General features: G+C 73.0%; 13 protein-coding genes. 8 read left to right on the top strand and 5 right to left on the bottom strand.

Annotated elements, in window-relative coordinates; genetic code table 11:
• Positions 1 to 11: 11 nt before the first annotated feature.
• The 3 genes from ACF1ED_RS06870 to ACF1ED_RS06860 all read right to left on the bottom strand — a co-directional run bounded on the left by ACF1ED_RS06870 (position 12) and on the right by ACF1ED_RS06860 (position 1,681).
• Positions 12 to 485 carry a succinate dehydrogenase hydrophobic membrane anchor subunit gene (locus ACF1ED_RS06870; protein ID WP_391757318.1) on the bottom strand — a complete coding sequence of 158 codons (474 nt, stop codon included), beginning with the start codon at positions 483 to 485 and terminating at the stop codon, positions 12 to 14.
• 8 nt (positions 486 to 493) lie between these two features.
• Entirely contained in the window at positions 494 to 874 is a 381-nt protein-coding gene (gene sdhC / locus ACF1ED_RS06865) for a succinate dehydrogenase, cytochrome b556 subunit (RefSeq protein ID WP_015035721.1), read from the bottom strand.
• A 192-nt stretch (positions 875 to 1,066) separates the two neighbouring features.
• Complete coding sequence (locus ACF1ED_RS06860; protein ID WP_391757317.1) at positions 1,067 to 1,681, bottom strand: 2-oxo-4-hydroxy-4-carboxy-5-ureidoimidazoline decarboxylase; 615 nt, start codon at positions 1,679 to 1,681, stop codon at positions 1,067 to 1,069.
• A gap of 161 nt (positions 1,682 to 1,842) precedes the next feature.
• On the opposite strand from ACF1ED_RS06860, the gene ACF1ED_RS06855 reads away from it, so the two are divergent.
• From ACF1ED_RS06855 to ACF1ED_RS06845, 3 genes are all read left to right on the top strand, one after another.
• Positions 1,843 to 3,477, top strand: coding sequence for a glycoside hydrolase family 20 protein (locus ACF1ED_RS06855; RefSeq protein ID WP_391757316.1), 1,635 nt, complete (start codon positions 1,843 to 1,845; stop codon positions 3,475 to 3,477).
• 105 nt (positions 3,478 to 3,582) lie between these two features.
• On the top strand, positions 3,583 to 4,212 hold the full coding sequence (locus ACF1ED_RS06850; RefSeq protein ID WP_391757315.1) for a DUF4328 domain-containing protein: 630 nt from the start codon (positions 3,583 to 3,585) through the stop codon (positions 4,210 to 4,212).
• 69 nt (positions 4,213 to 4,281) lie between these two features.
• On the top strand, positions 4,282 to 4,812 hold the full coding sequence (locus ACF1ED_RS06845; RefSeq protein ID WP_391757314.1) for a hypothetical protein: 531 nt from the start codon (positions 4,282 to 4,284) through the stop codon (positions 4,810 to 4,812).
• A gap of 3 nt (positions 4,813 to 4,815) precedes the next feature.
• Here the strand turns inward: ACF1ED_RS06845 and ACF1ED_RS06840 are convergent, their stop codons facing one another.
• The gene (locus tag ACF1ED_RS06840) at positions 4,816 to 5,556 is read right to left on the bottom strand and encodes a Clp protease N-terminal domain-containing protein (protein WP_391757313.1); all 741 of its coding nucleotides are present in this window, start codon (positions 5,554 to 5,556) and stop codon (positions 4,816 to 4,818) included.
• A 437-nt stretch (positions 5,557 to 5,993) separates the two neighbouring features.
• On the opposite strand from ACF1ED_RS06840, the gene ACF1ED_RS06835 reads away from it, so the two are divergent.
• On the top strand, positions 5,994 to 6,689 hold the full coding sequence (locus ACF1ED_RS06835) for an RNA polymerase sigma factor (protein WP_391757312.1): 696 nt from the start codon (positions 5,994 to 5,996) through the stop codon (positions 6,687 to 6,689).
• Positions 6,689 to 7,852 (top strand): hypothetical protein, encoded by a 1,164-nt coding sequence (locus tag ACF1ED_RS06830; protein ID WP_391757311.1) that lies wholly within the window; start codon positions 6,689 to 6,691, stop codon positions 7,850 to 7,852. Before ACF1ED_RS06835 ends, ACF1ED_RS06830 begins: the two co-directional genes overlap by 1 nt.
• A gap of 157 nt (positions 7,853 to 8,009) precedes the next feature.
• Here the strand turns inward: ACF1ED_RS06830 and ACF1ED_RS06825 are convergent, their stop codons facing one another.
• A complete protein-coding gene (locus ACF1ED_RS06825; protein WP_391757310.1) occupies positions 8,010 to 8,897 on the bottom strand; it encodes a L,D-transpeptidase family protein in 888 nt (295 codons plus the stop codon).
• Positions 8,898 to 9,102: 205 nt separating this feature from the next.
• Here ACF1ED_RS06825 and ACF1ED_RS06820 point away from each other — a divergent pair, with 205 nt between their 5' ends.
• The 3 genes from ACF1ED_RS06820 to ACF1ED_RS06810 all read left to right on the top strand — a co-directional run bounded on the left by ACF1ED_RS06820 (position 9,103) and on the right by ACF1ED_RS06810 (position 12,289).
• Positions 9,103 to 10,683, top strand: a complete 1,581-nt coding sequence (locus tag ACF1ED_RS06820) for a methylmalonyl-CoA mutase (RefSeq protein ID WP_043225889.1) — start codon at positions 9,103 to 9,105, stop codon at positions 10,681 to 10,683.
• 66 nt (positions 10,684 to 10,749) lie between these two features.
• Complete coding sequence (gene leuE / locus ACF1ED_RS06815; RefSeq protein WP_391757309.1) at positions 10,750 to 11,409, top strand: leucine efflux protein LeuE; 660 nt, start codon at positions 10,750 to 10,752, stop codon at positions 11,407 to 11,409.
• 58 nt (positions 11,410 to 11,467) lie between these two features.
• A complete protein-coding gene (locus ACF1ED_RS06810; RefSeq protein WP_391757308.1) occupies positions 11,468 to 12,289 on the top strand; it encodes a MerR family transcriptional regulator in 822 nt (273 codons plus the stop codon).
• Positions 12,290 to 12,317: the final 28 nt, after the last annotated feature.

The raw sequence follows: 12,317 nt of genomic DNA, 5'->3' as shown, positions 1-12,317 counted from the left end.
CAGCCCCGTGCCTAGCGGATGTTCGGGTCGAAGGTGAAGATCACCAGCGTGCCCAGAAGGATGGTGAACACCGTGGCGGTGTACAGCAGGCCCTTGAGCCACAGGCGCGTGTTGGGACGCTCCGCGTAGTCGTTGATGACGGTACGGAGGCCGTTGGCGCCGTGCAGCATGGCGAGCCACAGCATCAGCAGGTCCCAGACCTGCCAGAACGGGGACGCCCAGCGGCCGGCCACGAAGGCGAAGCCGATCTTGGAGACGCCGCCGTCCAGGAAGAGCTGGATCAGCAGGTGGCCGAGGACGAGGACCACGAGGACGACGCCCGACAGGCGCATGAAGAGCCAGGCGGCCATCTCGAAGTTGCCGCGGGTCGCGCGCGGGGTCTTGCCCGTGCGCTTGCGGGGCGCCTCGATGTAGGGGGCGGGGTTGTCCACGTCGTAGGCGGCGCCTTCGACGGGACCGATCGCGGAGGAGGTGTCAGCGGACATGTCTGGCGTCAGCTCCCGAACAGTTCACGTGCGGCGTGGCCGAGGACGGGGTACAGCGAGCCCGCCATCAGCACGACCCAGATGCCCACGACGGTCCAGAGCATCTGCTTCTGGTAGCGCGGGCCCTTGGACCAGAAGTCCACGGCGATGACCCGGAGGCCGTTCAGCGCGTGGAAGAGGATGGCGGCGACCAGGCCGTACTCCAGAAGAGCGACGATCGGCGTCTTGTAGGTCGCGACGACCTCGTCGTACGCCTCGGGGGAGACGCGGACGAGAGCGGTGTCCAGCACGTGTACGAACAGGAAGAAGAAGATGAGGACGCCGGTGACTCGATGAGCCACCCAGGACCACATTCCTTCCCGGCCGCGGTACAGCGTTCCAGCCGGCACGGAAAAACCCTCCGGGAGCGGGGATCAGGGCCGGCCGGCTTCTCTGTCGGTCAGACCCGGCCGGGTACGGTCCACCGGCCCCGGTCATCGTAGCGACGACTTGTCGGTTCGCTCGCGCGGGGTCCTTCAGTGTGATCAAACAGGCACGGACGGGCTATCGTCCGAGGCGAATTCGGACCATTACGGGGAGAATCACAGGTTCCCCCGGGTGGAGGTGAGCCCTCCGGCGAGCGCGAAGGCGAGCCGCGAGCGGGCCAGCCGGCGCAGTTCGTCGGCCGCGACGGCGCGCTCCTCCTCCGCTTCGTTGCCGAGACGTGACCGGATTCCGGCCAGGACGGCGTCGAGCCGTTCGCCCGGCCGCACCCCGTCCAGGCTGATGACGAACGCATGGCCGAAAAGGCTCTCGTACGCGGCGTGGGCGGCGCGCAGCGCGGTCCGGGCGGCCGGCGGCGCGTCCGGGTGCGGCGGCGCGGAGCGCTCCGCGGCCAGCGCCTCGTCGAGGTCGCCGCCGGCCAGGTCGTACCCGGCCTCCTCGGCGGCGGCCAGCAGGGCGTCCACCGTGGGGTAGGGCCGGTGGGCGGCGATCCGCTCGGCCCAGCGGCGGCTGTGGCAGCAGGCGAGCAGCAGCTCCACGGCCCCGTCGGGGGCCGCCGCGTTGAACGGCGCCAGGCCGTGCGGGGCGCCGGAGGACTTCTGGGCGGGTATGGCAGGCGCGTCCGCCGGTCCCGGCTTGCGGCAGGGGACGTGGGTGTCGCTGGTCAGCGTGGGCTCCGGGACGGCGGGACGAGTGGGGTGGACGTGACGCAACGTTATCGACGGGACGGGGGAAGTGTCCGACGAGTGCGCGAATTTCACCCGGAAGGGAGAGTTTAGGAACGTGTGATGGACGTGAAGGTTCCGTTCTTCCGGGTGAGGACCCGGGCACGGACGATTGGCCGGTCCGTCCGGGGTGCGGGAGGATACGGGGGATGCGGTACTCCTCTCGGGGCCCCCTGCGCGGCCCGGCACTCCTGGCGGCCGCGGTGGCCCTGACCACCGTGGCGGCCTGCTCGAACGGCTCGCCCTCCGGTGCGGGCTCCCCGTCCCCGGCCCCCTCCGGTACGGGCCCGGCGGCGACCACCTCGGCCGCGAAGCCGTCCCCGACGCCGACGCCGAGCCCCACGCCCACCCGGACGTACCCGCTCTCCTCCGCCCCCCGCACCGTCCCCGCCGTCCGCTCCCACGAGCCGGCCCGCGGTCCCGGCTGGAAGCCCGGCCCGCGCGCCGGGGTCGTCCTCGGCGCGGACAGCGCGGGCCTCGCCGACGAGGCCCGGCTGCTCGCCGGGGAGCTGGGCCTGCGCTACCGCGGCGAGGCCGCCGCCGGCCCCGGTGACGTCGAGCTGGCGCTCGGCGGGAAGGGCGCCGCCGAGTCGTACACGCTGACCGTGGGGGACGGCCGGGTCCGGATCGCCGGGCCCGACGAGGCCGGCGTCTTCTACGGCACCCGCACCCTCAAGCAGTCGGTGAAGGCGAGCGGGGCGATGCCCGAGGGCACCGTCACCGACCGCCCGGCCAAGCCGCAGCGCGGGCTCAACGTCGACATCGCCCGCAAGCACTTCACCGCCGCCTGGCTGGAGGACCGGATCCGGGAGATGGGCGACCTCAAGCTCAACCAGCTGGGGCTGCACTTCTCCGACGACCAGGGCTTCCGGATCGAGTCGGACTCGCACCCCGAGGTGGTGTCGAAGCAGCACCTCACCAAGGCGGAGGTCCGCCGGATCCTGGCGCTCGCGGCGAGCCGGCACGTCACCGTCGTCCCCGAGATCGACTCGCCCGGACACCTCGGCGCGGTCATCGACGCCCACCCGGACCTCCAGCTGGTGAGCGTCAGCGGCCGCACCCCGCGCGGGGCCGTCGACATCTCCGACCCGGACGCGGCCCGGATCGTCGACGACCTGCTGCGCGAGTACGCCGCCCTCTTCCCCGGCGCCTACTGGCACCTGGGCGCCGACGAGTACGTGGCCCTGATGGCGAAGGACCCGGAGGCCAGCTACCCGCAGCTCGCGAAGGCGGCGCGGGCGGAGTACGGGCCCTCCGGCCGCGTCCAGGACCTGGCCACCGCCTGGCTCAACGACCGCGCCGCCACCGTCCGGCCCACCGGCAAGACCCTCAAGGCGTGGAACGACGGCTTCTTCGCCGGCGGCGTGGTGAGCGCGGCGAAGGACATCGAGGTCGAGTACTGGACGGGCAAGGAGTTCGGCGCCAGGCCCCCGCTCCCCTACCTCCAGGCGGGCCGCCGGCTGGTCAACCTCAACGACGAGTACCTCTACTACGTGCTCGGCGAGCCCAACGACTTCACCTACCCGACCGGCCGCCGCATCTACGAGCAGTGGACCCCCCTGGTCGTCCGCGGCACCACCCCCGTCCCGGCCCGCTACGACGCGCAGATCCAGGGCGCCCGGTTCGCCGTCTGGTGCGACCTCTCCGACGCCCAGACCCAGGCCCAGGTCGCCGCCGGGATCCGCCTCCCGCTCGCCGCCCTCTCCCAGAAGGTGTGGGACTCCCGCAAACCCACCCGGAGCTGGGCCGACTTCCGCGCCCTGACGGCGAAGGTACGCGACTGAGCTGCGGTTTTCCCTGGACGGGGCGGTTCCGCCTGACGTAGGTTCGCGCAGCCCCCCGGGGGAGGGGCGTCCCGATCGCACATCGTTCCTGGGGGGAACCGCTTCATGCTGCGCAATCCCAACGGCCTGGCGTACGCCGTCATGGCCCTGCTGGGCGTCGACGTCCTCTTCGATCTGGTGCTCGCGGGCGACGAGGTCCGGACGCTCGTCGACCCGGAGGCCGCCTACGAGGCGACCACCGTCGCCGGACTCGACCCGGTGCTGACGGCGCTCGCCGCCGGCATCGCCTATCTGGCGACCGTCGTCGTCTTCCTCGTCTGGTTCCACCGGGTCCGGAAGAACAGCGACGTCTGGGCCCTCGACATCCACAGCCGTACGCCCGGCTGGGCCATCGGCGCCTGGTTCATCCCGTTCGCCAACCTGTGGATCCCGCGCCAGATCGCGGTGGACGTCTGGCGCGCCAGCCGTCCGGACCCGTACGCCACCGACGGCGCCCGGGAGCTCACGCTGCTCAACTCCTGGTGGACGTGTTTCGCGGCGGGGGCGGTCGTGGACCGGATCTCCAGCACCCTCTACAAGCGGGCCGAGACGCTGGACGCCTGGACCACCGCCGCGGCCTGGTCCCTGGCGGGGTACCTCCTCACCATCGCCGCGGGCGTGCTCGCCATCCTGTTCGTCCGCCGTCTGACCTCTATGCAGCACGCCAAGGCCACTGGCATGCTTTCGGCCGCCTAGTGACGAGAAAGCGCCTGTCGGCGCAGAAGTGGACGTAGAGCGTCCGCATCGGGTGGCGAGGAGGCGTCCATGACGTCGAGTACGGGCCGGAGTCTGCTGGAACTGATCGGCGGGGCCGACGAACGTGGCCTCGCCGCGGCGGGCCTCGCCTGCCTGGACCGGTGCCTGCCGCTGCTCGCGCCCGACCGCACCGAGGTGCTGCGCCCGGTGTGGGCGGCGGTGGCGCGCGGGGACGGCGGGGCCTGGGCCGAGGCCGTCGGCAAGGCGCTGGTCGAACTGGACGGCGCGGGCGGCGGGGCCGCCGGCGACGGCGGCGTCGTCACGATGGTCCGCGCGATGCTCGACGGGGCGCCCGCCGCCTGGGCCGAGGAACCCCTGCGCGCCTGGGCCGAGCGGTGCTCGACCGTGGCGCTCACCGTGCACCGCCTGTACGACGTGAACGAGGACGGCCCGCTGCACGCCGGAGAGCTCCGCCGTCAGCTGGCCGTCCTCGACGCGGCCGCCCACGGCCCGACCGGACTGCGCCGGGCCCGTGAGCTCTCCACCGAGGGCGGCCGGGTGCTGCGCGCGGTGGTCTCGCGCCGCGCCCGTACCGCCTGAGGCTCAGCCCTCCGAGGGGGCCCCGACCGTCGCGGAGGCGATCAGCTCGGCGAGCTGCCGCTCCGCCACCGCCTTCTCCAGGCCGAGGCCGCTCAGCACGCCCCGGCCGTCCTCGTGCTCCAGGAGCGCGAGGAGGATGTGCTCGGTGCCGACGTAGTTGTGCCCGAGGCGCAGCGCCTCGCGGAAGGTCAGTTCGAGCACCTTCTTGGCCGCCGCGTCGTACGGGAGGAGCGCCGGCACCTCCTCGGCGGCCGGCGGCAGCGTCGGCGTCACGGCCTCGCGCACCTGCTCGGCGGTGACGCCCTGCGAGGTGATCCACAGGACGGCGAGCCCCTCGGGCTCGGCGAGCAGACCGAGCGCGAGGTGGCCGGGGACGGTCTCCGCGTTCCGCGCGGCGATCGCCTCGTTCTGCGCGGCGACGACGACGGCGCGGGCGCGCGGGGTGAAGCGGGCGAACCCGGCGTTCGGGTCCATCTTCTCGGCGTCGGGGTCCTTGGGGACGAAGCGCTTCTGGGCGGCCTGGCGGGTGACGCCCATGCTGCGGCCGATGTCGGTCCAGGAGGCGCCGGAGCGACGGGCCTGGTCGACGAAGTGGCCGATGAGGTGGTCGGCGATCTCGCCGAGGTAGTCCGCCGCGATGACCGCGCCGGAGAGCTGGTCCAGGGTGTCCGGGTGGACCTTCTTGATCGCGTCGATGAGTTCGTCGAGACGGATGCTGATCTGCGGAACCGCGGGATGCGTCATGAGGCAACCCTAGGTTGACACTCGCGTACTGTCAACGGTCGGTTGACAGTCATCGGGACATGACTTCTTTCGGGTGATGCGTCGTATCGCATGAAGAGCGGAGGAATCGGGCGGGCGGCGGCCCGGAGGGCGGCCCGGAAAAGGGAGACGACCGGGGCCGCCACCCCCCACAGGAGAGGCCCCGGTCGTCATCCACGGAGCCGCAGCACGGCTCCGTACTCCATACAGCGCCAAGGGTGCGGTTTCTGTCACACCGCCCGCGCGGGGAGCGAAGGTTGCAAGTTGTACAAGGTGCACGTACCACGTGGACGCGGCACCCGGACTCCACGTAGCGTGCTGGAGCGCGAGGCGGACTCGGCGGCGATGACCAGCCCCGACTCCGCGACCGACACGCTGACGCGCACGCGGAACGCGACCGACGGACAGGGTTTGGGGAGTTGCTGGGGGACGACGCGGAGCTGACGGCCGCGGTGCTCGCTGCGCAGGACGGGGACGAGGACGCCTTCCGTACTGTGTACCGCGCCGTGCACCCCCGTCTGCTGGGCTACCTGCGCACACTGGTCGGAGAGGCCGACGCCGAGGACGTCGCCTCGGAGTCCTGGCTCCAGATCGCCCGCGACCTCGACCGCTTCAGCGGCGACGCGGACCGCTTCCGCGGCTGGGCGGCCCGGATCGCCCGCAACCGCGCCCTCGACCACCTCCGGATGCGCGGCCGCCGGCCCGCCTCCGGCGGCGACGAGACCGAACTGACCGACAAGCCGGCCGACTCCGACACCGTGCGCGAGGCCATGGAGGCGCTGACCACCGGCGACACCCTCCGCCTCATCGCCCGCCTCCCGCAGGACCAGGCCGAGGCGGTCGTCCTGCGCGTCGTCGTCGGCCTCGACGCCAAGTCCGCCGCCGAGGCCCTCGGCAAGCGCCCCGGCGCCGTCCGCACCGCCGCCCACCGGGGCCTGAAGAAGCTCGCCGAACTCCTCGGCGTCGACGGCACGTCCGGCGCGGAGCCCGGCGAGGAGCCCGCCGACGGCCTGCAGGGACTCGGCGGAATGCCACCCCAGCGCGGCCGGAACCCGGGGTTCATAGCCCCCGGCGGTGTGACGCATTGGCGTCCGCGTACGCAGAAGGACATGTGATGGCCGACGAGCGGTACCAGTGGCTCGACCCGGAAGCCGCGGAACGGCTGCTCCGGGGCGAGCCGGTCGACCCCGCGGACCCCTCGGCCCGCGCCCGGGCCGCGGCCCTCGCCGAAGCCCTCGACGCGGCCCGCGTCGCCGCCCCCGCCCCCGGCGCCCCGCTCGCCGGGGAGGAGGCCGCCCTCGCCGCCTTCCGCACCGCCACCGCCGCCCGTGCCGCCGCCCGCGCCGGCACGGCCGCCGAAGCGTCCCCCGCCGCCTCCGCCGACCTCGGACGGGTGCGGCTCGCCGCCGTCCCCGCCGCCGGCCGGCAGTGGGGGCGCTCCCTGCGCTACGGACTGGCCGCCGCGCTCGCCGCCGTCACCGTCGGCGGGGTCGCCGTCGCGGCGGGGACCGGGGTGCTCCCGCTGGTCGACCGGGAACCCTCCCGCACGGTCACCGCCGCCGAGACCGCCACCCCGCCCGGACCGAGCACGCCCTCCACCGGGATCGAACGCCGCCCGGACCCCTCCCGGAGCGCCGGCCCCGGCCGCCCCGACGGCACGCCCGCGCCCGGCGCCAGCCCCACGGCCCGGCCCGACGGCACCCCCTCCGAAACCCCCGGCCGCGGTCCCGCCGACCCGACCGCGGGGGACCGGGACGACACCCCCGGCGGGGGCCGGGCCGAGGCCTGCCGCGACTACCGTGCCGGCCGCCTCGACGCGGCCGGCCGCCGGCAGCTCTCCGGGGCCCTGCGCGCCGGCGAGTCCCTGCGCGGCTACTGCGACCGGCTCCTCGCGAACGGGACGGCCGCGGACGGGGACGGAGAGGGCAGGGACAAGGGCGGGGACGAGGACAAGGACGAGAGCAAGGGCGGGGACAACGGCGGGGACAAGGGCGACGAGGAGAAGGACGGGAACGCCCCGGACGCCGGCCACGGCACCGTCCCCACCCCCGCCGACTCCGGCCGCAAGCGCGCCAGGGGCAACGGCACGGACAAGCCCGGCCCGAAGGACCGGCCCAAGCCCAGGCCGAAGGCGCAGACGCGGTCCGAGGCACAGACGCGGTCGGAGGCGGAGCCGGGGCCGGACGCACGGCGGGAGACGCGGCGGGAGACCCCGGCCGTGGCGGGCGCGCGCGCCCCGGAGCCCTGCCCGACGGGAGCCCCCCACACGGGGGTGTGACACTTTCGGACCCGTCGGCGCAGTACAGAGTGAGCCGACTGGTCATCGGCCCGCGCAGAGAGCCGGGGTTCCCCCCGTACCTACGGCTCCGCGCACCCGGCGCGGGTGGGGCACGTTCCCCCGGTCCCACCCGCGCCCCTTCTCCTCCCCCCGTCCGCTACCAGTGGACGACGACCTTGTCGCCGACCTTCACCTGGTCGAAGAGGGCCGAGATCTTCGCCCGGTCCCGGACGTTGACGCAGCCGTGCGAGGCCCCGTTGTAGCCGCGCGCCGCGAAGTCCGCCGAGTAGTGCACGGCCTGGCCGCCGCTGAAGAACATCGCGTACGGCATCGGCGTGTGGTAGATCGTCGACGTCCAGTCCTTGGCCTTCCAGCCCACCGCGAAGGTGCCCTCACGGGTCGGCGTGTTCTCCGAGCCGAAGCGCACGTCCATCGACGACACCACCCGGCCGTCGACCATCCAGGCGAGGGTCCGGCTCTCCTTGCTGATGCAGAGCACCCGGCCCTTCATGCAGGCCGCGGCCGGCGTGTCCAGCTTGTTGGTGGTGGACGGCTTCAGCTCGTCCGCCGTCGGCTTCTTCGTCAGGCCGAGCAGCCGCTGCCAGGTCGTCCCGTCCACCGAACCCGTCGCCGGCAGCCCCCGCTTCTTCTGGAAGGCCGAGACCGCCTTCCCCGTGATCGAGCCGTAGAACCCGGTCGGCGCCCGGTCGAAGTGGTCCAGCTGCCGCAGCCGCGCCTGGAGCTCCCGCACCTGCTCGTTCTCGTCGCCGTCCTTCATCAGCGCCTTCGCGGCGGGCGTGGGCGCCGGTGACGAGGGCTTCCCGTCCGGCGTCGCCGCACCGGACGCGGACGGCGAGGTGGACGCCGACGCCGAGGCCGACGGAGCCGGAGGAGTGGTGCCCGCGGACGCGGTGGCCGTCGGCACCGAGGTCGCCGGCGGCTTCCCGCCCCCCGACCCCGTCGCCTGGGCCGTACAGCCCGTGGCGACGAGCGCGACGGCGGCGGTCGCGAGAACGGCTCTGCGTATGGCGGAAGAACGCTTCATGGTGGCCCCCCGAAGAATGAACTGTGCCCATAGGGATGCTTCCCGTACGCCTGCGGTTGCGCACCCGTACGAGGAAGCGCCCATGCTGTGAGGAAGGTCCCAGCGTGCTGGCCTCCACCGGGCCGCACACCCGCCGCTACAGTCCGTCGCGAGGGTCGGTACCGCCGAAGAGCGGCAGCAGCAGGTCAATCGGGAGGCACAAGCAATGGCGCGCGAGTCGGAGTCGGGACTGCCCATCGAGCCGGTGTACGGCGCGGACGCTCTGGAGGGGTGGGATCCGGCGGAGAAGCTGGGGGAGCCGGGCGCTTACCCCTTCACGCGCGGTGTGTACCCCTCGATGTACACGGGACGGCCGTGGACGATGCGGCAGTACGCCGGTTTCGGCACCGCCGTGGAGTCGAACGCCCGCTACAAGCAGCTGATCGACAACGGCACGATGGGCCTGTCGGTGGCCTTCGACCTGCCGACGCAGATGGGCCACGACTCGGACGCGGCGATCGCGTCGGGCGAGGTCGGCAAGGTCGGCGTGGCGATCGACTCGGTCGACGACATGCGGGTGCTGTTCGACGGCATCCCGCTGGACAAGGTGTCGACGTCGATGACGATCAACGCCCCCGCCTCCCTCCTCCTGCTGATGTACCAGCTGGTGGGCGAGGAGCAGGGCGTGCCCGCCGACAAGCTGACCGGCACGATCCAGAACGACGTGCTCAAGGAGTACATCGCCCGCGGCACGTACATCTTCCCGCCCAAGCCCTCGCTGCGGCTGATCGCGGACATCTTCAAGTACTGCCGGGCCGAGATCCCGAAGTGGAACACCATCTCGATCTCCGGCTACCACATGGCCGAGGCCGGCGCCTCGCCCGCGCAGGAGATCGCGTTCACCCTGGCCGACGGCATCGAGTACGTCCGCACCGCCGTCGCCGCCGGCATGGACGTCGACGACTTCGCCCCCCGGCTCTCCTTCTTCTTCGTGGCCCGCACGACGATCCTGGAGGAGGTCGCGAAGTTCCGCGCCGCCCGCCGGATCTGGGCGCGGGTGATGAAGGAGGAGTTCGGCGCGAAGAACCCCAAGTCGCTGATGCTCCGCTTCCACACCCAGACCGCGGGCGTGCAGCTGACGGCCCAGCAGCCCGAGGTCAACCTCGTCCGCGTCGCCGTCCAGGGCCTCGCGGCCGTGCTCGGCGGCACGCAGTCGCTGCACACCAACTCCTTCGACGAGGCCATCGCCCTGCCGACGGACAAGTCCGCCCGCCTCGCCCTGCGCACCCAGCAGGTCCTCGCCTACGAGACCGACGTCACCGCCACCGTGGACCCCTTCGCCGGGTCGTACGTCGTCGAGAAGATGACCGACGACGTGGAGGCCGCCGCGCTGGAGCTGATGGCCAAGGTCGAGGAGCTGGGCGGCGCGGTCAACGCCATCGAGCGCGGCTTCCAGAAGAGCGAGATCGAGCGCTCCGCCTACCGGATCGCGCAGGAGACGGACTCCGGCGAGCGGGTCGTCGTCGGCGTCAACCGGTACACGATCGACGTCGAGGAGCCCTACGAGCCGCTGCGCGTCGACCCGGCGATCGAGGCCCAGCAGGCCGACCGGCTGGCGAAGCTGCGCGCCGAGCGCGACCAGGCGGCGGTCGACGCGGCGCTGGCGGAGCTGAAGAAGGCGGCCGAGGGCACGGACAACGTCCTCTACCCGATGAAGGACGCGCTCAAGGCCCGCGCCACCGTCGGCGAGGTCTGCGACGCCCTGCGCGAGGTCTGGGGCACCTACGTCCCCAGCGACGTCTTCTGACCCCCGGAAAGCGGCCGTAGACGCAGGTCACAGCGGAGTGTCGCACTCGTGTGCGACACTCCGCCCATGCTGGGTGTCACCGATCTGCCGACCTATCTCGCCGGGCTCGTCCTCATCATCCTCCTGCCGGGGCCGAACTCGCTCTACGTGCTGTCCGTCGCCGCCCGCAAGGGCACCAGGACCGGCTACAAGGCCGCGGCCGGCGTCTTCACCGGCGACACGATCCTGATGACCCTGGCCGCCCTCGGCGCGGCCTCCCTGCTCCAGACCACGCCGCTGCTCTTCACCGTCGTCAAGTACGCGGGCGCCGGCTACCTGGCCTGGATGGCGTACGGCATGCTCCGCGCCGCCCTCGACATGTGGCGCTCCCGCCGCGAGCCCGCCGGGGACGCGTCCGGGGCGCCGGCCGCGAGCGGTCCCACCGAGCGCCCGTACCGCCGGGCCCTCGTCATCAGCCTCTTCAACCCGAAGGCGATCCTCTTCCTGATCTCCTTCTTCGTGCAGTTCGTGGACCCCTCCTACGCCTACCCGGCGCTCTCCTTCCTGGTCCTCGGCACCCTGCTCCAGCTCGGCAGCTTCCTCTACCTCACCACCCTGATCTTCAGCGGCACCCGCCTCTCCGCCGCCTTCCGCCGCCGCAAGCGCCTCTCCGCCGGCGCCACCTCCGCCGCCGGCGCCCTCTTCCTCGGCTTCGCCGTGAAGCTCTCCCTGAGCAGCACCGCCTGACACCAGGACCGCGCCGGTTGACCCTCACACCGTGTGAGGCCGTTCCGTAGGGGGCGTCATGTTCACCATCGGAGACTTCGCCCGGCACGGGCGGGTGTCGGTCCGGATGCTGCGCCACTACGACGCCATCGGACTGCTGCGCCCGGCCCACGTCGACCCGCACAGCGGTTACCGCTTCTACTCGGCGGACCAGCTCGCGCGGCTCAACCGCGTCATCGCGCTCAAGGACCTCGGCTTCACCCTGGAACAGGTGGGGGCCATCCTCGGGGACGAGATCGGCGCGGAGGAGCTGCGCGGGATGCTGCGGCTGCGCCAGGCCGAGCTGGAAGCGGCCCTGGAGGCGGCGCGGGCCCGGCTCGCCCAGGTCGGCGCGAGGCTCCGAGCCATCGAGAGCGAGGGACGCATGTCCACGCAGGACGTCGTCGTCAAGAAGGTCCCGGCCGTGCGGATCGCGGAGCTGAGCGCGTCCGCCGCCGGCTTCGAGCCCGAGGCCATCACGCCCGTCATCGGTCCGCTGTACGAGGAGCTGTGCGGCCGGCTCGAAGCCGCCGGGGTCACCGGCTTCGGGCCCGGGATCGCGTACTACGAGGACGCCGGCAAGGGCGACGGCTCGGTCGTCGTGCACGCCGGCATGACCGTGCCGGAGGGCACCGCGGCCGAGGGCGTGCGGGTGCACGTGCTGGCCGGCATCGAGGAGGCCGCGACCGCCGTGCACCGGGGGTCGATGGACGACGTCCTGGCCACCTCGCAGGCCCTCGCCGCCTGGATCGACACCAACGGCTACGCCTCCGCCGGCTACGCCCGCGAGCTGTACCTGGAGTGCCCCGAGGACCCGGCCGGCTGGGTGACCGAGATCCAGGAGCCGATCCGCCGCTCCTGACGGCGGCGTGCGGCGCGGCCCGGGACCC

This window comes from Streptomyces sp. NPDC014656 (genome assembly GCF_043084305.1).
GTDB lineage: Bacteria > Actinomycetota > Actinomycetes > Streptomycetales > Streptomycetaceae > Streptomyces.
Note: the sequence above shows the minus strand (reverse complement) of the source record. Positions and strands in the feature narration are given on the sequence as shown.

Excerpts from the sequence above, each read along its gene's own strand:
- ACF1ED_RS06870 (WP_391757318.1), bottom strand. The coding sequence starts at position 485 with ATGTCCGCTGACACCTCCTCCGCGATCGGTCCCGTCGAAGGCGCCGCC.
- ACF1ED_RS06855 (WP_391757316.1), top strand. The coding sequence starts at position 1,843 with ATGCGGTACTCCTCTCGGGGCCCCCTGCGCGGCCCGGCACTCCTGGCG.
- ACF1ED_RS06850 (WP_391757315.1), top strand. The coding sequence starts at position 3,583 with ATGCTGCGCAATCCCAACGGCCTGGCGTACGCCGTCATGGCCCTGCTG.
- ACF1ED_RS06845 (WP_391757314.1), top strand. The coding sequence starts at position 4,282 with ATGACGTCGAGTACGGGCCGGAGTCTGCTGGAACTGATCGGCGGGGCC.
- ACF1ED_RS06840 (WP_391757313.1), bottom strand. The coding sequence starts at position 5,556 with ATGACGCATCCCGCGGTTCCGCAGATCAGCATCCGTCTCGACGAACTC.
- ACF1ED_RS06830 (WP_391757311.1), top strand. The coding sequence starts at position 6,689 with ATGGCCGACGAGCGGTACCAGTGGCTCGACCCGGAAGCCGCGGAACGG.
- ACF1ED_RS06825 (WP_391757310.1), bottom strand. The coding sequence starts at position 8,897 with ATGAAGCGTTCTTCCGCCATACGCAGAGCCGTTCTCGCGACCGCCGCC.
- ACF1ED_RS06820 (WP_043225889.1), top strand. The coding sequence starts at position 9,103 with ATGGCGCGCGAGTCGGAGTCGGGACTGCCCATCGAGCCGGTGTACGGC.
- leuE (WP_391757309.1), top strand. The coding sequence starts at position 10,750 with ATGCTGGGTGTCACCGATCTGCCGACCTATCTCGCCGGGCTCGTCCTC.
- ACF1ED_RS06810 (WP_391757308.1), top strand. The coding sequence starts at position 11,468 with ATGTTCACCATCGGAGACTTCGCCCGGCACGGGCGGGTGTCGGTCCGG.